Source organism: Afipia dichlorophenoxyacetatis (assembly GCF_055386385.1).
Window position 1 is genome coordinate 581,486 of the sequence record NZ_AP029250.1, and the last position, 18,994, is coordinate 600,479.

Sequence of the window (18,994 nt, forward strand, 5' to 3'; positions counted from 1 at the left end):
CTTGTCGGTTGTCGATCATCATACGCTCGATATTTCGCCCCGGATTTCCGAGGCGGGAGTCGCTGATTATCTCGCGCTGCTGAAGCCGCGCGTGATGTCGCTGGTGATTTTTACCGCGTTGGTTGGATTGTTGATTGCACCGGGGCATGTTCACCCGGTGACGGCCGTGACTTCGCTGCTCTGTATCGCGGTTGGTGCGGGCGCATCGGGCGCATTGAACATGTGGTACGACGCCGACATCGACGCATTGATGTCGCGGACCGTGAATCGGCCGATCCCGCGCGGGCGCGTTCTGCCCGGTGAGGCGCTGGCCTTCGGTCTGACGCTGTCGTTCTTCTCGGTGATGACGCTGGGCATCCTGGTGAACTGGCTCGCCGGTGGTCTGCTGGCGTTCACGATCTTCTTCTACGTGGTCATCTATACGATGTGGTTGAAGCGCTGGACCGCCCAAAACATCGTGATCGGCGGCGCGGCAGGGGCGTTGCCTCCCGTGGTGGCCTGGGCTGCGGCAACCGGTTCGCTCGCGCCCGAGCCGATCATGCTGTTCCTCATCATTTTCCTGTGGACGCCGCCCCACTTCTGGGCGCTGGCGCTGTTCCGCACCGACGATTACGCACGGGCCAATGTGCCGATGTTGCCGGTCACCGCCGGTCCGGACGCGACGCGCCTTCAGATCCTGCTTTATACCATCCTGCTTGTCGCCGTTGCGCTCGCGCCATGGCCGCTGGGTTATTTCAGTGCGGTCTATGGCGTGACTTCACTTGTCCTCGGCGCGGGAATGCTGTGGCTCGCCGTTCGGGTCTATCGCGACCGTACGGGAAGCCCGGCGCTGCGCGCGACACGCGGGTTGTTCAAATTCTCGATTCTCTATCTGTTTGCGCTGTTCGCTGTACTGCTCTGTGAAGTCGTCGTGTCCGCAGTGATGCGGATGGTTGGGGCATGAACAAGAGCATCGTCATGGACAGTAAAGAGCCGCAGGAAGGCATCGTTCTCACACCGGAGCAGAAGAAGCGCCAGCGCGAGCGGTCGATTGCTATCGCGCTCGCTCTGGGTGTGCTTGTGATTCTGTTTTTTGCAATGACAATGGTGAAGGGCCCGGCGGTCCTGCAGAGGCCGATTTAAGGAAAGACGCGCGAAATCGATGACGCAAGAACCGACCAGCAAGCGCAAGCCACGGATGAGCCGCGACGTCGTCGTGGCGTCGATCTGTGGTTTCGTCGTTGCGCTGATGGTCGGAGCGTCTTACGCAGCGGTCCCCTTCTACAACTGGTTTTGCCGCGCCACGGGCTTCAATGGGACGACGCAAGTCGCGACCTCGGCTCCGGCTAACGCGACCGAGCGTCGTATCGCCGTCCGCTTCGATGCCAATGTCAGCGGCGGCTTGCCCTGGAAGTTCGAGCCTGAGCAGACCGAGATCACCGTCAAGATCGGCGAGGTCGTCACGGCTTATTACACCGTGACCAATCAGGCCGCGCGTCCGACGTCAGGTCTTGCGGCCTACAACGTGGCGCCGTTGACCGTTGGGGCGTTCTTCCAAAAGATCAATTGCTTCTGCTTCACCGAGCAGAGCTTCGCACCGGGCGAAAAACGCGAGATGGCGGTCGTTTTTTATGTCGATCCCGCGCTCGTTGCCGACCACGAATACGACGAACTGAACACGATCACCTTGTCCTACACTTTCTACCCTGCGAAAGATTCGACACCGAAGCCGGTTGCGGCATCGGAGCCGGACAATCGCAAGGGCAATCTGTAATCTTAGTCTAGCAAGCTACGAACATGCGCCGGGCAACCGGCATCACGGAGAGACCAAATGGCAGCGGGCCAAGCCAAACACCACGACTATCATCTCGTTGACCCAAGCCCGTGGCCGTTCGTCGGCTCGGTTGCAGCATTCATCATGGCATTGGGCGCGATTGCCTGGATGCACAAGATGTTCGCTGGTGCGCCGATTGTGTTCGGCATCGGCACCATCGGTGTCCTCTACACCATGGCGAGCTGGTGGGGCGACGTCATTCGCGAGGCCGAATACAAGGGTGATCACACCCGCGTTGTTCAGCTGCATCATCGCTATGGCATGATCCTGTTCATCGCCTCCGAAGTCATGTTCTTCGTGGCGTGGTTCTGGGCCTACTTCAATGCAGCGCTGTTCCCGGCCGATCCGGTTCACTTCGCGCGCGAAGCTCTGTTTGGCGGCGTCTGGCCACCGAAGGGTATCGAGACCTTCGATCCCTGGCATCTGCCGCTGCTCAACACGCTGATCCTGCTGACCTCGGGCACCACCGTGACCTGGGCGCACCATGCGATGCTCGAGAACGACCGTCAGGGCGTGAAGTGGGGTCTCATCCTCACCGTGTTGCTCGGCGCCTGCTTCACCGTCGTGCAGGCCTTCGAATACAGCCACGCTGCGTTCAGCTTCGCTGGCCACGTGTATGGCGCAACGTTCTTCATGGCCACGGGTTTCCACGGCTTCCACGTGCTGGTCGGCACCATCTTCCTGCTGGTCTGCCTGCTGCGCGTCTACGCCGGTCACTTCACGCCGAAGCAGCACCTCGGCTTCGAATTCGCCGCATGGTACTGGCACTTCGTCGACGTGGTGTGGTTGTTCCTGTTCATCTGCATCTATGTCTGGGGACATGGCGCAGAGACGATGGCTCACGGCGCCCACTAATCGCCGGAATCATTTCCAACACCAGGGCGGCCTTTGGGCCGCCCTTTTGTTTGGTCCTTGCGATCAAGGGCGTAGCGAGAGGACATGGCCATGCAAGATCCCACCTCAGCCCCCTGGACACAGGCCGCCATGCGCGGAATTGCCTGCAAATGTCCGCGCTGCGGCAAGGGCAAGCTTTATGCGGGCTTCCTGTCGCTGCGGCCGGCTTGCGACCAATGCGGCCTCGACTATGCGTTTATTGATGCCGGGGACGGCCCTGCAATTTTCATCATTATGATTGCGGGCTTCATCGTCGTGGGGGCTGCGCTGGTGGTTGAGATCAAATATCAGCCGCCGTTCTGGGTTCATGCGGCGCTGTGGATTCCACTCGTTTTGGCAACGACGCTGTTGCCGCTACGGTCGATGAAATCGCTGCTGATCGCCTTGCAGTATCATCACAAAGCGTCCGAAGGGCAGTTGATTGAACGAAATCGGGAATGAAGCCTTTGTCCCGAGCAAGCGTGCGTGAAGTGGTCATGTGTCAATGATAACAAGCCCGACAACTGAAGTACCCGTCCGCAGGCGCAGCATATTAGGCCTCGCGCTCATTACGCTGGTGATGGTGTCGGTCCTGACAAGTCTCGGGATCTGGCAACTGCATCGACGGGATGAGAAGCACGCCTTGATCGCAGCGCTGACCGAGCGCCTCGCAGCGTCACCGGAAGCGCTTGCTCCATCGTCGGAATGGAAAACCTTGGATCCGCCGCATGATGAATTCCGGCGCGTCATACTGACAGGAACGTTCGCCGCAAAGCCTGATGCGATGGTCTATAGCTCGGGCTCGGCGGTGCGTGAGGACGTCTCTGGTCCGGGCACGTGGGCGTTTATGCCTGCGCAGCTTCCCGATGGCAGTGTTGTCGTGATCAACGCAGGCTTTGCGCAGAACACGATGCAGGACCGCGCTCAGCAGGATCGTGCGGTGGCGCGGCTCATCACCGGCGCGCCGCTGAAACTGACCGGCTATATTCGCTTTCCAGAACAGCGCGGTTGGCTCACGCCCCATCAAGACACTGCCAAGCGGCTGTGGTTCTTGCGCGATCATGTCGCCATGGCCCAGGCACTGGGGTGGGGCACCGTCGCGCCGTTCTATATCGATCTTGAATCTCCCGTTCCTTCGTCCGGCGTGCCGAAGCCTGGTCCGCTGACGGTTCATCTCAAGGATGATCACATGCAATATGCGATCACCTGGTTCGGTCTTGCACTCGTGGTTGCTGCAGCGTTTGGCTTCTGGGTGGCGAGCCAGCGACGGTCATGAGTGCGGCGCACACCGTCGCGGCTTCCTTGTGAAGCCCGTGGACAGCCGATATGGTGCGTTTCGCCTTCACTGCGGTGAAGTAAATAATCACTCATTGTCAAAGGCTTGCAGAGGAGTGAGCCTTTGGAGGACGTTTTGACGACGTATATTTCGACCCGGGGCGAGGCGCCCCACCTTGGTTTCTGCGATGTGATGCTGACCGGGCTTGCCCGCGATGGCGGCCTGTACGTGCCTGAAAGCTGGCCCCACCTCGATCCAGCAACCATCGCGGGGTTCTTTGGGCGCCCCTATTGGGAAGTCGCGGTTGAAGTGATTCGTCCGTTCGTGGCCGGAGAAATTTCCGAAGCGGATCTGGGGCGCATGGCGATCGAAGCCTATGCCACGTTCCGTCATCCAGCCGTCGTTCCGCTCAGCCAGATCAATTCGCATCTGTTCGTGCTTGAGCTCTTTCATGGCCCGACGCTCGCGTTCAAGGACGTGGCCATGCAGTTGCTGTCGCGCCTGATGGACCATGCGCTTGCCAAGCGCAGTCAGCGTACAACCATTGTGGTGGCGACGTCTGGTGATACCGGCGGCGCGGCTGTCGATGCGTTTAGTGGTCTCGACAATGTCGATCTCGTCGTGCTGTTTCCGCACGGTCGCATTTCCGACGTGCAGCGGCGCATGATGACGACGACCGGCGCCTCGAATGTGCACGCGCTCGCGATCGAAGGTACATTCGACGATTGCCAGGCGATCGTGAAAGGTTTGTTCAATCACCACAAATTCCGCGACGCGGTTGCTCTGTCCGGTGTGAACTCGATCAACTGGGCGCGCATCGTCGCGCAGGTGGTTTACTATTTCACTTCGGCGGTTGCGCTGGGCGCGCCGGGGCGTGAGGTCGATTTCACTGTGCCGACGGGAAATTTCGGCGACATCTTCGCGGGCTATGTTGCCAAGCGCATGGGATTGCCGGTGCGCCGTCTGCGGATCGCAGCGAATATCAACGACATTCTGGCGCGTACCCTCAAGACAGGAATTTACGAAGTGCGCGAAGTGCACGCCACCACTTCGCCGTCGATGGATATTCAAGTGTCCTCGAACTTTGAACGATTGCTGTTTGAAGCATCCGGACGGGACAGCGCCATGGTGCGCTCGCTAATGGGATCGCTGGCGCAATCGGGGCGCTTTGTGTTGCCTGATGCCGTGCTCGCAAAGGTGCGCGCTGATTTCGATGCCGGCCGCGCAGATGAGACCGAAACCAGTGCGGCCATCCGGACGGCGTGGCGCGAGGCGGGCGACCTTGTCGATCCGCATACGGCCGTCGCATTGACTGTTGCTGAGCAGGACAAGCCGGTCTCGACAGTACCGAATATCGTGCTCTCTACCGCGCATGCGGCGAAGTTTCCGGACGCGGTCGAGGCCGCCTGTGGCGTGCGCCCGACATTGCCGGCCTGGCTCGATGGACTGATGACCCGGTCCGAGGCCATGACGGTGATGAAAAACGACCAAAATGAAGTCGAGCGGTTTGTGCTCTCCGTGAGCCGTGCCGCGAAGCAGGGAGTAGCCGGATGAGTGTCGAAATCACCAAGCTGCCATCAGGTCTTACGGTGATCACCGACACGATGCCGCATCTCGAGACGGCGGCACTGGGTGTGTGGGCCGGCGTTGGCGGTCGTGATGAGAAACCGGACGAGCATGGCATGTCGCATCTGCTCGAACACATGGCCTTCAAAGGCACCACCACGCGCACGTCGCGCGAAATCGTCGAAGAGATCGAGGCCGTCGGCGGCGATCTCAATGCGGCTACGAGCACCGAAACCACAGCCTATTACGCACGCGTGCTAAAGGCCGATGTGCCGCTCGCGCTCGATGTGCTGTCGGACATCCTCGCCAATCCATCGTTCGATGCCGAAGAGTTGGAACGCGAGAAGAGCGTCATCGAGCAGGAAATCGGCGCGGCGCAGGATACGCCGGACGATGTCGTGTTCGAGCACTTGAGCGAGTTGAGTTATCCCGACCAGGCTATGGGCCGTTCACTGCTCGGAACGCCCCAGACGCTTGCCGCTTTTAACCGTGATAATTTACAGCGCTATCTGAATACGCACTACCGCGGTCCGGAGATGGTGGTGGCCGCGGCCGGTGCCGTCGATCATCAGCGCGTTGTCACTGAGGTTGAACGGCGATTTGCGAGCTTCGATGGCTCGCCTTCGCCGAAGCCCACGCCGGCGTCGTTCGGTAAGGGCGGTTCGCGTGTCATTCATCGTGACCTCGAACAGGCGCACTTAACCATGGCGCTGGAAGGACTGCCGCAATCGGATCTGTCGCTGTTCAGCCTGCAGGTCTTCACCAACATTCTCGGCGGCGGTATGTCGTCCCGCTTGTTCCAGGAAGTGCGTGAGAAGCGCGGTCTTTGCTACTCGATCTACACCTTCCACGCGGCCTATTCCGACACCGGCTTCTTCGGCCTCTACACCGGCACCGATCCAGCCGACGCGCCGGAAATGATGGAAGTCATTGTCGATGAAATTAACAATGCTGTGGAAACCCTGACGGAAGCGGAAATCGCACGCGCGAAGGCGCAGATGAAGGCCGGGTTGCTGATGGCGCTGGAAAGCTGCAGCGCGCGCGCCGAACAAATGGCGCGGCATATTTTGGCTTATGGGCGTCCGCTGACGGTTGATGAACTGGTGAAACGCATCGATGCTGTCAGCGTCGAAACCACGCGTGATGCAGCGCGTGGCCTGCTGAGCCGCAGCCGTCCCGCAGTAGTCGCGCTCGGCAGCGGTCGCGGCCTCGATACGGCTGTAGGTTTTGCCGAAGGTTTGTCCAAGCCTAAGGCGAGGGCGCTCCTGCACTGACTGACCGGGCTCCGCCAGCAGCGCGGAACTGCTCTGTCTGAGGTGCTTGTCGATGGCCGCGACAGTGGTATCGACTTTAGCTATCATTATTTGCCCGTTTGGAACTGAGAGGGGTCCGCATGGCCCTGTTTCGCCTTCCTTCTGCGACTGCCCCGGCGCTCGCGCCGCGCGGCCATGGCTTGTTGCTGCGCGCCCCGCAGATGGCGGACTACGTCCAGTGGAGTGATTTGCGCGAAAGCAGCCGGGCATTTCTGACCCCGTGGGAGCCGATCTGGCCCTCGGATGATCTCACCCGGGCAGGTTTCAGGCGTCGGCTACGTCGGTATTCCGAAGATATCGCCGAGGATCGGGCCTATCCGTTTGTGGTGATTCGCGAGAACGATGGGGTGCTGATCGGGGGCGTGACCCTCGCCAATGTGCGGCGTGGCATCGTGCAGGCTGGGACCGTAGGGTATTGGGTCGGCCAGCCTTATGCGGGCAAGGGATATATGACCGCTGCTCTCCGCGTTCTGCTGCCAACACTGTTTGGCGAGCTGAATCTCCATCGCATCGAAGCCGCCTGCATTCCAACCAATCAGCCCTCCATCCGGGTTTTGGAAAAATGCGGTTTTGCCCGGGAGGGGCTGGCGCGGCGCTACCTGTGCATCAACGGGATCTGGCAGGATCACTATCTCTATGGCCTGCTGGATGAGGATTTCTGCGGTTAACCAGCCCTCCCAATGACGATGTTGCGCCTTTGGTTCGCCGCGTTTGCCCTGCTATAAGGCCTCTCTCAGATTTTGGGGATCCAGTGGAAGCATAATGGCGGCCAGTCTTTTGAAGCGTGCGGCAGGGATCGCGTTGGTTATGATGGCGAGTTCTGCTCTGTCGGGCTGCGGCGGAGGCAGCTTGCTGGGGTCCTCGTCGAGCTCAAGTTCGTCGTCCTCCTCCGGGTCTGGCCTTACCAGCAGGTTCAGCCAGTTGTTCGGCTCGAAGTCTGAGGAGGCGACCACCACATCGACGCCGTCCACACAGGCGACAGAAAACAGCAATGATCTGACCTGTCCGAGTGTCGCTATTCGCTATGGCGCTTCGACATTGTCGGTTGGGTTGCCAGGGAAACCGGCTTCCGGCAGCGACCTGCGTTATCAGGGCTCGATCACGCGCACGGCGCGCGATTGTACCCTGTCGAACGGTCAGGTGACGGCGCGCATTGGTATTGTCGGCCGCGTCATCGTTGGACCGGCGGGGGCGCCGCCGACCGTCGATGTGCCCCTGCGTGTAGCCGTGGTGCAGGACGGGGCTCCCGAGAAGGTGATCGCGACGAAGGCCATCCGGACCACTGTCACCATCGCGCCTGATGAACAGAATGCTGAATTCAGCCTCGTCGCCGAGGATCTCACGTATCCAGCGCCAACCGCCGCGGCCAACGACAAGTACATCTTCTATGTTGGCTTCGATCCAGCAAGCCTGAAGCCGGAAGCGCCTGCCCGCGGAAGGAAAAAGAAGTAGCCGCAGCGATAGGTGCCGACAGACGCGCTCTCTGCTTCGCAGAAATAAAAAAGCCGGCCTCGCATCACGAGGCCGGCTTTTTGTTTCTTGGAAAGGTGTCGATCAGTTCAGCTTGCTGCGAACGTCAGCGATGCCCTTGGAAATCAAGTCGTCCGCCACGGATCCGCGAACCGACTGCCCCATGATGGAGGTGGCTGCGGAGACCGCAGCTTCGGCCGCCGCTGCACGAACGTCGGCAATTGCCTGGCTTTCGGCCTGGGCAATCTTGTTCTCGGCCGTCTTTGTGCGACGTGCGACGAACTCTTCCATTTTCGCCTTTGCTTCAGCCGCAATTCGCTCGGCTTCAGCCTTGGCGTTGGTCACGATGTCCTGTGCTTCACGCTCGGCGCTGGCGCGACGGGACCGATATTCCTCGACCAGCTTCGCTGCCTCTTCCTTGAGGCGGCGGGCATCGTCGAGCTCTTTCTGAATCCGGTCGCGGCGATGATCCAGCGCCGACAAGATTGTCTTGTGAACCCCGAAATAGGCAAACAATGCCAACAGGATCACAAAGGCCGCGGCAACCCAGAATTCTGCTTCAAGCAACATCGATCTCAACCCTTCAAGGACGCATCGACGGCACTTTCGACAGCCTTGCTGTCGGGCGCCACACCGGTCAAACGCTGAACGATCGCCGAAGCCGCATCAGATGCGATCGAGCGAACGTTGCCCATCGCTGTTGTGCGAGTCGCGGCGATGGTCTTTTCGGCGTCTGCAAGCTTGGTCGTCAGGCTTGCTTCCAGCGCCTTGCGGTCGCCTTCAGCCTGCGCGTTCAGCTTGTCACGCGTCTCGGTGCTGATGGCCTGAGCCCGCGCCCGCGCATTTGCGAGTTCGGTTTCATATGCCTTCAGCGCTTCGTCGGATTCGTCCTTCAGCTTCTGTGCTTCGGAAAGATCATTCTCGATCTTGCCTTCACGGGTGGCAAGCAAGCTGCCGACCCGAGGAAGCGCGAACTTCGACACGATGAAGTAAAGCAGCGCAAAGGCAATCGCGAACGAAACCAACTGCGAAGCAAAGGTCTCCTTCTGGAAAGGCGGGAATCCCGCCTTGCCATGGCCCTCTGCTTCGGTGTGGGCGGTCGCGCCCTTCACATTGCCCTGACTCGTGGCCATGAGCGTCTCCTGTTGGCGTCAACCGCAGTTATACAAGATTTGCGGTGACGCATCCATTCGGTCTGACTTAGACGGCGAACAGCAGCAACAGCGCGATCAGCAGCGAGAAGATGCCGAGCGCTTCCGTCACGGCGAAGCCGAAAATCAGGTTAGCGAACTGGCCCTGAGAAGCCGACGGATTGCGCAGCGCGCCGTTGAGGAACTGGCTGAAGATCATGCCGACGCCGACACCTGCGCCGCCCATGCCGAGACAAGCAATGCCTGCGCCGATGTACTTTGCTGCGACTGGATCCATAGTAAAACTCCTTCTTGGGATGTTGGTATGAGTAACGGTTGAGGAAATCCGGTTAGTGACCGGGATGAAGTGCGTCGTTCAGATAGATGCAGGTCAGGATCGCGAACACGTAGGCCTGCAGGAAGGCCACAAGCAGTTCAAGTGCCGTCAACGCTGTGGTCATTGCCAGCGGCAATACAGCGCCAACCGCGCCTGCAGCGCCGATCGCGCCCATGGAGGCGACGAAGCCTGCGAACACCTTCAAGGTAATGTGGCCCGCCAGCATGTTGGCGAACAGACGCACCGAGTGAGATACCGGTCGCGACAGGAAGGAGATGACTTCGATGACAACAATCAGCGGCAGGATGTACATCGGGATGCCGCTGGGGACGAAAAGCTTGAAGAATTTCAGGCCGTTCTTATAGAGCCCGTAAAGAAAGACCGTCAGGAATACCATCAGCGCGAGCGAAAGCGTGACGATGAGATGGCTGGTCACGCTGAAGGTAAAGGGAATGATGCCGATCAGGTTCGCGACGAGAATGAACATGAAGATCGAGAAAACGAGAGGGAAGAACTTCATGCCCTCGTCGCCGGCGCTTTGTCTAAGTGTATTGGAGACAAATTCGTAGGACAGCTCCGCCAGCGACTGGAAGCGGTTCGGAATCAGCCGGCGTCCGGCACTGCCGCCGATCATCAATAATCCGATCAGGGCCACCGTCGCGAACATGTAGGCGGACGAGTTCGTGAACGCGATTTCCTGATTGCCGATGTGGCCCAGGGTGAAGATCTTGTGGATCTCAAATTGATGGATCGGATCGGCCATCCCGTCGCGTCTTTCATTTCTGCCGGCTTGCGCCGGGGTGCATCGTTGCCGGCAGTGCCGGTGGATTAGGGCCGGTATCCCGGCATGTCACGTGCGCCAGTGGATCTGGCACAAAATTCCAACAGCGTTCTTCGGTTAGGAGCGATCGGACGCGTTCGTATTCGCGACGCCGGCTGACCGCATCACGTTGATCACCCCAGCCACAAAGCCAAGCAGAAAAAACACGATGAGACCCCAAGGAGACGTCGACAATAAACGGTCGAAGCCCCAGCCGATGACCGCTCCGACAAGGACACCTGCAATCAATTCGGAGGAGAGGCGGAAACCCCGTGCCATCGCGGACGCGTTGGCGGAGGCAGCCCCGCTTCCTGACTGATCTGTCTGGCTTTTACGGTCTTTCCGGAATGCGGAAAGGCGATGATTCAGACGGTCAAGCCTCGCGGAGAGCGCAGCTTCGTCGGCCGGCGGTTTATCTCGCCTGTCCTCACTGCGACCATCCTTGCGCGTGCCGTTCGCCATTGCCTCGACACCCACGTTCGTCGCGCGATTTCAGAAAAAACGCCCACCACCCACGAAAACCGCGCGGACCATACTGACGGCATACGGTCAAGTCAAGATTGCCTGATCAATCATTATCATATTGAAAACGCTTGTGGAATTCTAGAAATTTTTGAGCTCTGCGCGCACTCGCCGCATTGCGATAACCACAATGGCCAGTCCGCTGCTTGTCGAGGCCAATTCGGTCTGTTGTGATAGCCCTGAGCTGTGATGGATTCGAGCGACCGGAGGACCAATGGCGCGCCAGATTGACTACTATTTTTCCATTCAATCGCCCTGGGCCTATATCGGGCACGCGCTGTTTGAGGATCTCGCTCGCGCTCATCAGTTGAAGGTCAACTACAAGCCGGTCTTGCTGGTGGACTTGTTCTCTGAGACGGGGGGGCTGCCTCTGACCAAGCGTCATCCGGCCCGGCAGCGCTATCGCTTGATGGAAATGCAGCGCTGGCGTGACAAGCGCGGCCTGAATTTCCACATCAGGCCGAAGCATTGGCCGTTTGATGTGAAATTGGCCGACGGAACGGTGGTCGCCGCGATCGAGGCCGGCCACAATCCTGAAGCGTTCCTTCGCCGGGCGTTCGCCGGCGTGTGGGAAAAAGAGGAGAACTTGGCAGACGCCGCAACGCTCACGCGTCTGGCGGATGAGGCTGGGTTGCCTGGTGCGCAGCTTGTCGAGCGGGCGTCATCGGACGCTGTTGCCGCCCTCTACGAGCAGAATCGCCAGGATGCGATTGCCGCAGACGTGTTTGGCTCCCCGGCCTGGGTATTGGATGGGGAGATTTTCTGGGGGCAGGACCGGATCGAATTGTTGGCCGACGCGTTGAAAGCGGGTCGTAAAGCCTACACGGCTGATGTGTAAGGTACCGGGATCAGCAGAACGGGCGTTGATCATATGAAGCACGCAGCCGCGACACTGCAATTTTTCCGGCCCTCGCGTGGGCTGGCGATTGCGTTCGCGATGCTGGCTGCGCCGCTCTCAGCAGATATCGTCCGTGCACAGGACACGCCCGATACGGAGAATGGCCGATACACGTTGTCTCCCGTGTCGGAAGGTTTTCTTCGTCTCGACACCCGCACCGGCGCGGTTTCCACCTGCAGCGGCGTGAAGGACAATTGGGTTTGCCGCGTGGTGCCCGATGAGCGCGCGGCGCTCGATACCGAAATCGGCCGGCTGCAGGCAGACAACAGAAAGCTGAAAGAGCAGCTTGCACAGCGTGACACGGTCACCGGCAAGACGGACGCACCGCTTTCGAAGGAAGATCGTAAGGATCTCGATAGCAAGTCGGCGCAGGCGCCTTCCGATAAGAAAGCCGAGAGGCCTTTGTCCGCCGAACATGAAAAGCTCATGGCGCTGATCGATCGCGTCTGGGACCAGCTGCTTGATATGGCTGTTCGGCTGCAGAAAAAGCTCTCTGATAAAATCTAACAACGGGCCAAAAAGAAATCGGCCGCGGAATGATCCGCGGCCGATTGGCATTGGTGATTGTGTTTTGTTTGTTACTTCGTGATGTCGACGTCCTTGGTTTCCGGCAGGAAGAAGAAGCCGATCACCACGGTGATAAGTGCGAAGATTACCGGGTACCAGAGACCCGCGTATATATCGCCCGTTGAGGCCACGATAGCGAATGCGGTCGCCGGGAGCAGTCCGCCGAACCAGCCGTTACCGATGTGATAGGGCAGCGACATCGAGGTGTAGCGGATGCGGGTCGGGAACAGTTCCACCAGCATCGCAGCGATCGGGCCGTAAACCATGGTGACGAAGAGCACCAGAATGAACAGCAGCCCGATCACGGCCGCCACCTGAGGCCTGAAGATGTCGAACGGGTGCGACATCTTCACGATGCCCGCATTACCGGCCTTCGGATAGCCGGCATCCGCGACCGCCGCAGCAACAAGTGGATTCGATGTCTTGGCGTCGGCGTAAGGCACCTCCTTGCCGTTCACCATCACCTTCACGCCCGAGCCTGCCGGTCCCGGCACGGTCGAGTACTTGACCGACGACTGAGCCAGGAAAGCACGAGCGGTATCGCACGGTGCGGTAAAGACGCGGGTGCCGACCGGGTTGAACAAGTCACCGCACCCCTTCGGATCGGCCACCACCTCTACCTTCGCCGTCTCAATCGCCTTTTCCAGCGCCGGGTTGGCGTTGGTCGTGATCATGCGGAAGATCGGGAAGAAGGTGAGGGCGGCAATGAGGCAGCCCGCAAGAATGATCGGCTTGCGGCCAATCTTGTCCGACAACGCGCCAAACACGATGAAGAAGCCGGTGCCGAGCAACAGCGACCATGCGACCAACAGGTTGGAGGTATAACCGTCGACCTTAAGGATCGATTGCAGGAAGAACAATGCGTAGAACTGGCCCGTGTACCAGACCACGCCCTGACCCATCACGCCGCCGAGTAGTGCGATCAACACGATCTTGGCGTTGCTCCAGTTGGCGAAAGCTTCGGTCAAAGGTGCCTTCGAAGCCTTGCCTTCGTCCTTCATGCGCTGGAACACAGGCGACTCGTTCAGGCGCAAACGGATCCAGACCGAGATGCCGAGCAGCAGCACCGACACCAGGAACGGGATGCGCCAGCCCCAGGCGGCGAAGTCTGCCTCACCCAGGATCGTACGTGTGAAGAGAATCACGATCAGCGAGAGGAACAGGCCAAGCGTTGCGGTGGTCTGAATAAAGGAGGTGTAATAACCGCGCTTGCCCATTGGGGCGTGTTCCGCGACGTAGGTTGCCGCACCGCCGTACTCACCGCCGAGCGCGAGGCCCTGCAGCAGGCGGAGTGCGATCAGGATGATCGGTGCCGCGATGCCGATGGTGGCTGCGTTCGGGAGCAGGCCGACGATAAAGGTCGACAGGCCCATGATGAGGATCGTCACCAGGAAGGTGTATTTGCGGCCGACGATATCGCCAACGCGGCCGAAGACAATCGCGCCGAACGGGCGGACAAGAAAACCCGCCGCGAAGGCCAGCAGCGCGAAGATGTCACGCGTTCCAGGTGGATAGGCGCTGAAGAATTGCGCGCCGATGATCGCCGCCAGCGATCCGTAAAGATAAAAATCGTACCATTCGAATACGGTGCCGAGCGATGACGCGATGATGACGAAACGTTCGTCCTTGGTCATGCCGGGCGCTTTGGACGTGGTCGTCGTAAGCGTTGCCATTATTAAAGCTCCCCGATTGTTTCCCGAAAATTCAGCGTCCGCGCGTCGGTCTTTTTGCCGGCTTCAATGCGCGAGGCGTTCGCAAATACGGTAACATCGGCGTGAAATATCGCCATATACGACTTTTGGACGTATGAACTGGCGATCCGTCGTACGGTGCGATGCACAATGGCATCGTGGCGCGCTTCTCAACTTGCCAGAGTGGAAAGGGCGGTGGACACTTGATTTGCTCGATCCGTCAGGCCACTCAGGCGATCTAGAGTCCCGCTTCCAAAGTTCGCATCATTCCGCCGCTCGTTCGTCTGCGAACTTTGGAAGCGAAGGACTCTAGTAAGTTATTGTTCTAGTGTGGCTTTGGTTCTGAAGTCCGCATTCCAGACTCGCCGCACGAACGATGCGGACTTCAGAACCGCCACACTAGTCACGTTCTCGCGCGGGATAAATGAACGCAGTTTCCAGCACCCATCTCGTCATCGCCGACGACCATCCGCTCTTCCGCGACGCGCTGCGACAAGCAGTCGCGACTGTTGTGGCCTCTGCAAAGATCAACGAGGCGGGGTCATTCGAGGAGCTAACGGCGCTGCTGGAACGCGAGACCGATGTCGACCTGATCCTGCTTGATCTATCGATGCCGGGAATCAGCGGGTTTTCAGGGCTGATTTATCTGCGGGCGCAGTTTCCCGCGATTCCTGTGGTGATCGTTTCCGCCAGTGATGACGCGGCAACAATCCGCCGATCGATGGATTTTGGCGCATCCGGATTTATCCCGAAGCGATTCGGCGTCGAGACGTTGCGCGACGCTATCGGGAAGGTGATGAACGGCGACGTGTGGATTCCGGCTGACGTGGATATCTCGGCCGCGGCCGACCCCGATATGACCAAGTTGCGCGACCGGTTGGTGACGCTGACTCCGCAGCAGGTGCGAGTGCTGATGATGCTGTCGGAGGGGCTGCTCAACAAGCAGATCGCCTACGAGCTCGGTGTCTCGGAAGCGACCATCAAGGCGCACGTGTCGGCAATTCTGCAAAAACTCGGCGTCGAGAGCCGGACCCAGGCTGTGATCGCCGCCGCGAAGATTGCCGGCGGGCAATGGCGCCAGGGCGAACCGTCCTAGACACCACGTTATTCGGCCGCAACCATCTGCTGTGTGCGCCATTGGGCAAGCAATGCGCGCAGCGCTGCCGGCTTCAGCGGTTTGTTGAGCACGACGATGTTGTCCTCACGCGCGGCGTCGCGCACATGCGGGCTGCGGTCGGCGGTGATCAGGATCGCCGGGATGGACTGGCCGAACTTCTGGCGGATATCGCGGATCGCTGCGATGCCGTTGCCGCGGTCGAGATGATAGTCGACCAGCAAGCCGGTTACACGTTCGCCTGAAGCTGCAATGGCGTCCGCAGCCGACGTCGGGTCGACAGCGGCGATGACTTTCGCATCCCAGCCCGTCAGCAACGTCCGCATGCCGTCGAGAATGGCACGGTCGTTCTCGATGCAGACAATGAGCGTCCCGCTCATGGGCGTTTGGGCCGAAATATTGGCTCCCGAGAGCGCGGCCGTAAACGTCACGGTCTTCGCAATCGGCATCATCACCGAGAAGCGTGAGCCGCCGCTGCGGTTCGAATCGACCGCGATGCCGTGGTTGAGCACGCGGGCCAGCCGCTCCACGATCGAGAGGCCGAGTCCAAGTCCGCGCGCGATACGGGCTCCCTGGTCGAGGCGGTGGAACTCCTTGAAGATCTCGCCGCGCTTTAAAATCGGAATGCCGAGCCCTGTGTCGTAAATTCCGATCTCCAATGACGTTCCCTTGCGCCGGCAGCCAACCAGCACACGCCCTTTGGGGGTGTATTTGATGGCGTTGGAGATCAGGTTCTGCAGCAGCCGCCGCAGCATCACGCGGTCGGACGAGACGGCCAGCGCGCATGGCACGAATGTCAGCTTGAGCTTCCGCGCGCGCGCAATCGGAGAGAACTCGACTTCAAGTGAGCGCATCAAATCGCCGATCTTGAAGCTGGTGATCGAAGGCGTCATCGCGCCGGAATCCAGGCGCGAAATGTCGAGCAGGGCGCCGAGGATTTCCTCGATGGCTTCGAGGGAATCATCGATGTTGCCGACGAGTCGAGCGTCTTCGCCACCGTCCTGCCGCTCGACCAGACTCGTGACGTAAAGCCGCGCAGCATTCAGCGGCTGCAGGATGTCGTGACTGGCCGCGGCGAGAAAGCGGGTCTTTGAAATATTGGCTTCTTCCGCGGTACTCTTGGCCCGTGCCAATTCGGTGTTGAGGCGGGTCAGTTCCTCAGTGCGTTCCCGAACACGTCGCTCAAGCGTCGCATTGGCGCGTTCCAGAGCTTCCGCGGCCTCGAAGCTCGGTGTGACGTCGGAGAATGTGATGACCAGCGCGCCGCCGGGCATCCGGTTGGCGCGCACCTCGACCACCATGTTGCGGTCCGTCAGCCGTTCGAGATAGGGCTCTCCCTCGGTGGTGTAGGCTGTGATCCGCCGCTCAAGCGCAGCGCGATCAGTGTCGTTTGTGGTTCCCTTGCTTCCGATAAACTCGATGATCTCCGTCAGCGGAATCCCGATCTGGGTGTATTGCGCGGGAAGATCGAGAATTTCGCCGAACTGCCGGTTCGAGGTGATGAGCTGCAGTTCGGGATTGAACACGGCAATGCCCTGACGCACGTGGTTGAGCGCTGTCTGCAGCATCTCGCGGTTGAAGTGCAGGGCGGCATGAGCGTCGTCGAGCAGTTTCAGCGCGGCCTTGGCGGACACGGCGCGCTTGCGCAGCAGAAGCGAGAGCACGAGCCGCGACGACGCGGCGCCGATTGATGACGCGATCAGGTGCTCGGCGTGACGAAGCAGTTGAAAATCGGCGGGCGCGGTGCGTTCGAGATTGATGCGGTGACGCGTGGCGAAGGTTTCGAATGATAGCTGCGCGCGTTCGGGGCCGAGATATTGTGCCACCGTGCTGAGAAGATCCTGCACAGTGACTGTCGTCCGCCAGCGCATGAAGCTCGGTGCGATCGGCGCGAGCTCGCTGGGGACGAACACGTCCGCCTGCACACGTTCAATCGACGTCGGTTGACGCCACAGCGACATCACGACATAGGTCAAAACGTTGAGCGAGAGACTCCACAGCACACCGTGGATGAGGGGGGGCATCTCTGCGCCGAATAGCGCCTGAGGCCGCAACGCTGCGATTCCGAATAGTCCTTCGTTGAGCCAGAGCGTTCCAAGCGGGTCAACGTCGGCAAAGCTCGGCAGGAACAGCGTATAAGCCCATACCGCGAAGCCAACCAGCATGCCGCCGATCGCGCCTTGCGCGGTTGCTCGGCGCCAGAACAGTCCTCCGAGAAAGGCGGGAGCAAGCTGTGCAATGGCCGCAAATGAAAGCAGGCCGATGGCGGCGAGCTGTGCATTCCCGAGTGCGTGATAATAGAGGTAAGCCATCGCCATGATGGCAAAGATCGCGACGCGGCGAACGGTGAGAAGGAAGCCGCCGAAATTCGGTTTGCCGCCCTGGGACGCGGGCCGCAGCACGAGCGGCATCACCATGTCGTTCGACACCATGATGGCGAGTGCCACGCATTCCACAATCACCATGGCTGTCGCGGCTGACAACCCGCCGACGAAAACCGCGACGCTGAGAAATGTTGATCCCGCCGAGATCGGCAGCGCAAGCACGTACATGTCGCTGTCGACTGCGCCAAACGGGAAGGTGATGAGGCCCGCCAGCGCGATCGGGATCACGAACAGGTTGATCGCGACCAGATACAGCGGGAAAAGCCAACGCGCGCGGCGGACCTCGGCGTCGGAAGAATTCTCGACCACGCTGACATGAAACTGCCGCGGCAGAAGCATGATCGCGAGAAACGATAGTAGCGTCATCGCGATGAAGTTGCCGATGGACGGCGTGGTCTGGAGCGCACGCGCGGCTTCCGGCGTCTTCATGGCGCGTTCGATCAGTTCGGTCGGCCCGAACATGTAGAAGGTGACGAAGGCGCCTGCAGCGAGGAAGGCCACCAGCTTGACGAGGGATTCGGTTGCCACGGCGAGCATCAGGCCGTGTTGATGTTCGGTGGCGTCGGCCTGGCGCGTCCCGAACAGGACTGCGAACACGGCAAGCGTGATGGTGACGATCAGAGCGATGTCGCCGATGTAGGGGATGCTGGAGACGTCCTGATCCTGGTTGAGGATGGTCTCCAGCGATGACGCGACCGCTTTCAGCTGAAGCGCGATATAGGGCACCGAGCCGATGATGGCGATGGCGGCGGCAGTTGCCGCGACCGCCTGGCTCTTGCCGTACCGTGCGGCAATGAAGTCGGCGATCGACGTGATGTTCTGCGATTTTGCGAGGTGGATGACGCGCATCAGGAGCGGCGTGCAGCACGCCACCATCAGGATCGGTCCGACATAGATCGCGAGGAACTCGATGCTGGTCCGGGTCGCGAAGCCAACCGAGCCGAAAAACGTCCACGATGTGCAATAGATCGCAAGCGATAGTGGATAGATGAACGTGCCGAGGCGGCCGCGCTGGAACTGCGTCAGCCGCTCGCCGTAGCTGGCAACGACGAAAAGGAAGCCGATGTAGCCGAACGCGGCTGCGATCACGCCCCAGTCATGCAGCATTCAGTTGCTCCTTATGGGCTTTAAGCCCGTCCGGAGACTTTACCCGGCCCGCGCGTCCGGCGCATCGATTTTGGTGCTTTATTTGGCTGAGCCGGGGTGCTCGACGTTAACGT

At 60.0% G+C, this 18,994-nt stretch carries 21 protein-coding genes; 14 read left to right on the plus strand and 7 right to left on the minus strand.

What is annotated here, in order from left to right:
* Position 1: 1 nt before the first annotated feature.
* The 10 genes from ACZ5C3_RS02685 (at position 2) to ACZ5C3_RS02730 (ending at position 8,293) form a co-directional block, all read left to right on the plus strand.
* Entirely contained in the window at positions 2–943 is a 942-nt protein-coding gene (locus ACZ5C3_RS02685) for a heme o synthase (protein WP_464035050.1), read from the plus strand.
* Positions 940–1,122, plus strand: a complete 183-nt coding sequence (locus tag ACZ5C3_RS02690; protein ID WP_464035052.1) for a CoxF protein — start codon at positions 940–942, stop codon at positions 1,120–1,122. Before ACZ5C3_RS02685 ends, ACZ5C3_RS02690 begins: the two co-directional genes overlap by 4 nt.
* A 19-nt stretch (positions 1,123–1,141) precedes the next feature.
* Positions 1,142–1,753, plus strand: coding sequence for a cytochrome c oxidase assembly protein (locus ACZ5C3_RS02695; RefSeq protein ID WP_464035054.1), 612 nt, complete (start codon positions 1,142–1,144; stop codon positions 1,751–1,753).
* Positions 1,754–1,810: 57 nt separating this feature from the next.
* The gene (locus ACZ5C3_RS02700; RefSeq protein WP_464035056.1) at positions 1,811–2,668 is read left to right on the plus strand and encodes a cytochrome c oxidase subunit 3; all 858 of its coding nucleotides are present in this window, start codon (positions 1,811–1,813) and stop codon (positions 2,666–2,668) included.
* Between the two features lie 90 nt (positions 2,669–2,758).
* Positions 2,759–3,148 (plus strand): DUF983 domain-containing protein, encoded by a 390-nt coding sequence (locus ACZ5C3_RS02705; RefSeq protein ID WP_464035058.1) that lies wholly within the window; start codon positions 2,759–2,761, stop codon positions 3,146–3,148.
* 43 nt (positions 3,149–3,191) lie between these two features.
* On the plus strand, positions 3,192–3,962 hold the full coding sequence (locus ACZ5C3_RS02710; protein ID WP_464038240.1) for an SURF1 family protein: 771 nt from the start codon (positions 3,192–3,194) through the stop codon (positions 3,960–3,962).
* Positions 3,963–4,097: 135 nt separating this feature from the next.
* Positions 4,098–5,516, plus strand: a complete 1,419-nt coding sequence (gene thrC / locus ACZ5C3_RS02715) for a threonine synthase (protein WP_464035060.1) — start codon at positions 4,098–4,100, stop codon at positions 5,514–5,516.
* Positions 5,513–6,802, plus strand: a complete 1,290-nt coding sequence (locus tag ACZ5C3_RS02720; protein WP_464044503.1) for a M16 family metallopeptidase — start codon at positions 5,513–5,515, stop codon at positions 6,800–6,802. The genes thrC and ACZ5C3_RS02720 overlap by 4 nt, the downstream gene beginning before the upstream one ends.
* A 119-nt stretch (positions 6,803–6,921) precedes the next feature.
* Positions 6,922–7,509 (plus strand): GNAT family N-acetyltransferase, encoded by a 588-nt coding sequence (locus ACZ5C3_RS02725; RefSeq protein ID WP_464044504.1) that lies wholly within the window; start codon positions 6,922–6,924, stop codon positions 7,507–7,509.
* A 94-nt stretch (positions 7,510–7,603) separates the two neighbouring features.
* On the plus strand, positions 7,604–8,293 hold the full coding sequence (locus ACZ5C3_RS02730) for a hypothetical protein (protein ID WP_464035064.1): 690 nt from the start codon (positions 7,604–7,606) through the stop codon (positions 8,291–8,293).
* A gap of 102 nt (positions 8,294–8,395) precedes the next feature.
* On the opposite strand, the gene ACZ5C3_RS02735 is transcribed toward ACZ5C3_RS02730, so the two are convergent.
* The 5 genes from ACZ5C3_RS02735 to ACZ5C3_RS02755 all read right to left on the minus strand — a co-directional run bounded on the left by ACZ5C3_RS02735 (position 8,396) and on the right by ACZ5C3_RS02755 (position 11,060).
* Positions 8,396–8,881 carry a F0F1 ATP synthase subunit B family protein gene (locus ACZ5C3_RS02735; RefSeq protein ID WP_464035066.1) on the minus strand — a complete coding sequence of 162 codons (486 nt, stop codon included), beginning with the start codon at positions 8,879–8,881 and terminating at the stop codon, positions 8,396–8,398.
* A gap of 5 nt (positions 8,882–8,886) precedes the next feature.
* Positions 8,887–9,444: a F0F1 ATP synthase subunit B family protein gene (locus ACZ5C3_RS02740; protein ID WP_464044505.1), complete on the minus strand. Its 558-nt coding sequence runs from the start codon at positions 9,442–9,444 to the stop codon at positions 8,887–8,889.
* Positions 9,445–9,511: 67 nt separating this feature from the next.
* Positions 9,512–9,739, minus strand: a complete 228-nt coding sequence (locus ACZ5C3_RS02745) for a F0F1 ATP synthase subunit C (RefSeq protein ID WP_002714289.1) — start codon at positions 9,737–9,739, stop codon at positions 9,512–9,514.
* Between the two features lie 52 nt (positions 9,740–9,791).
* Entirely contained in the window at positions 9,792–10,541 is a 750-nt protein-coding gene (locus ACZ5C3_RS02750) for a F0F1 ATP synthase subunit A (protein ID WP_464035070.1), read from the minus strand.
* A gap of 135 nt (positions 10,542–10,676) precedes the next feature.
* The gene (locus ACZ5C3_RS02755; RefSeq protein WP_464038241.1) at positions 10,677–11,060 is read right to left on the minus strand and encodes an AtpZ/AtpI family protein; all 384 of its coding nucleotides are present in this window, start codon (positions 11,058–11,060) and stop codon (positions 10,677–10,679) included.
* Here ACZ5C3_RS02755 and ACZ5C3_RS02760 point away from each other — a divergent pair.
* Genes ACZ5C3_RS02760 through ACZ5C3_RS02770 form a run of 3 tightly spaced genes read left to right on the plus strand, consistent with a single transcriptional unit; the run spans position 10,959 to position 12,525 of the window.
* Positions 10,959–11,294 carry a hypothetical protein gene (locus ACZ5C3_RS02760; RefSeq protein WP_464038480.1) on the plus strand — a complete coding sequence of 112 codons (336 nt, stop codon included), beginning with the start codon at positions 10,959–10,961 and terminating at the stop codon, positions 11,292–11,294. The genes ACZ5C3_RS02755 and ACZ5C3_RS02760 overlap by 102 nt on opposite strands.
* A gap of 40 nt (positions 11,295–11,334) precedes the next feature.
* A complete protein-coding gene (locus ACZ5C3_RS02765; RefSeq protein ID WP_464044506.1) occupies positions 11,335–11,958 on the plus strand; it encodes a DsbA family protein in 624 nt (207 codons plus the stop codon).
* A gap of 33 nt (positions 11,959–11,991) precedes the next feature.
* Positions 11,992–12,525 (plus strand): hypothetical protein, encoded by a 534-nt coding sequence (locus tag ACZ5C3_RS02770; protein ID WP_464035072.1) that lies wholly within the window; start codon positions 11,992–11,994, stop codon positions 12,523–12,525.
* A 71-nt stretch (positions 12,526–12,596) separates the two neighbouring features.
* Here ACZ5C3_RS02770 and ACZ5C3_RS02775 read toward each other — a convergent pair whose 3' ends face one another.
* The gene (locus ACZ5C3_RS02775) at positions 12,597–14,219 is read right to left on the minus strand and encodes an MFS transporter (protein ID WP_464044772.1); all 1,623 of its coding nucleotides are present in this window, start codon (positions 14,217–14,219) and stop codon (positions 12,597–12,599) included.
* A gap of 481 nt (positions 14,220–14,700) precedes the next feature.
* Between ACZ5C3_RS02775 and ACZ5C3_RS02780 the strand changes: the two genes are divergently transcribed.
* On the plus strand, positions 14,701–15,372 hold the full coding sequence (locus ACZ5C3_RS02780; RefSeq protein WP_464035074.1) for a response regulator: 672 nt from the start codon (positions 14,701–14,703) through the stop codon (positions 15,370–15,372).
* An 8-nt stretch (positions 15,373–15,380) separates the two neighbouring features.
* Here the strand turns inward: ACZ5C3_RS02780 and ACZ5C3_RS02785 are convergent, their stop codons facing one another.
* Positions 15,381–18,881 carry a PAS domain-containing hybrid sensor histidine kinase/response regulator gene (locus tag ACZ5C3_RS02785; protein WP_464044507.1) on the minus strand — a complete coding sequence of 1,167 codons (3,501 nt, stop codon included), beginning with the start codon at positions 18,879–18,881 and terminating at the stop codon, positions 15,381–15,383.
* Positions 18,882–18,994: the final 113 nt, after the last annotated feature.

Coding starts and splice junctions, on each gene's coding strand:
- ACZ5C3_RS02690 (WP_464035052.1), top strand. CDS start 940: ATGAACAAGAGCATCGTCATGGACAGTAAAGAGCCGCAGGAAGGCATC.
- ACZ5C3_RS02695 (WP_464035054.1), top strand. CDS start 1,142: ATGACGCAAGAACCGACCAGCAAGCGCAAGCCACGGATGAGCCGCGAC.
- ACZ5C3_RS02700 (WP_464035056.1), top strand. CDS start 1,811: ATGGCAGCGGGCCAAGCCAAACACCACGACTATCATCTCGTTGACCCA.
- ACZ5C3_RS02705 (WP_464035058.1), top strand. CDS start 2,759: ATGCAAGATCCCACCTCAGCCCCCTGGACACAGGCCGCCATGCGCGGA.
- ACZ5C3_RS02710 (WP_464038240.1), top strand. CDS start 3,192: ATGATAACAAGCCCGACAACTGAAGTACCCGTCCGCAGGCGCAGCATA.
- ACZ5C3_RS02720 (WP_464044503.1), top strand. CDS start 5,513: ATGAGTGTCGAAATCACCAAGCTGCCATCAGGTCTTACGGTGATCACC.
- ACZ5C3_RS02725 (WP_464044504.1), top strand. CDS start 6,922: ATGGCCCTGTTTCGCCTTCCTTCTGCGACTGCCCCGGCGCTCGCGCCG.
- ACZ5C3_RS02730 (WP_464035064.1), top strand. CDS start 7,604: ATGGCGGCCAGTCTTTTGAAGCGTGCGGCAGGGATCGCGTTGGTTATG.
- ACZ5C3_RS02735 (WP_464035066.1), bottom strand. CDS start 8,881: ATGTTGCTTGAAGCAGAATTCTGGGTTGCCGCGGCCTTTGTGATCCTG.
- ACZ5C3_RS02740 (WP_464044505.1), bottom strand. CDS start 9,444: ATGGCCACGAGTCAGGGCAATGTGAAGGGCGCGACCGCCCACACCGAA.
- ACZ5C3_RS02745 (WP_002714289.1), bottom strand. CDS start 9,739: ATGGATCCAGTCGCAGCAAAGTACATCGGCGCAGGCATTGCTTGTCTC.
- ACZ5C3_RS02750 (WP_464035070.1), bottom strand. CDS start 10,541: ATGGCCGATCCGATCCATCAATTTGAGATCCACAAGATCTTCACCCTG.
- ACZ5C3_RS02760 (WP_464038480.1), top strand. CDS start 10,959: ATGATTCAGACGGTCAAGCCTCGCGGAGAGCGCAGCTTCGTCGGCCGG.
- ACZ5C3_RS02755 (WP_464038241.1), bottom strand. CDS start 11,060: ATGGCGAACGGCACGCGCAAGGATGGTCGCAGTGAGGACAGGCGAGAT.
- ACZ5C3_RS02765 (WP_464044506.1), top strand. CDS start 11,335: ATGGCGCGCCAGATTGACTACTATTTTTCCATTCAATCGCCCTGGGCC.
- ACZ5C3_RS02770 (WP_464035072.1), top strand. CDS start 11,992: ATGAAGCACGCAGCCGCGACACTGCAATTTTTCCGGCCCTCGCGTGGG.
- ACZ5C3_RS02775 (WP_464044772.1), bottom strand. CDS start 14,219: ATGACCAAGGACGAACGTTTCGTCATCATCGCGTCATCGCTCGGCACC.
- ACZ5C3_RS02780 (WP_464035074.1), top strand. CDS start 14,701: ATGAACGCAGTTTCCAGCACCCATCTCGTCATCGCCGACGACCATCCG.
- ACZ5C3_RS02785 (WP_464044507.1), bottom strand. CDS start 18,881: ATGCTGCATGACTGGGGCGTGATCGCAGCCGCGTTCGGCTACATCGGC.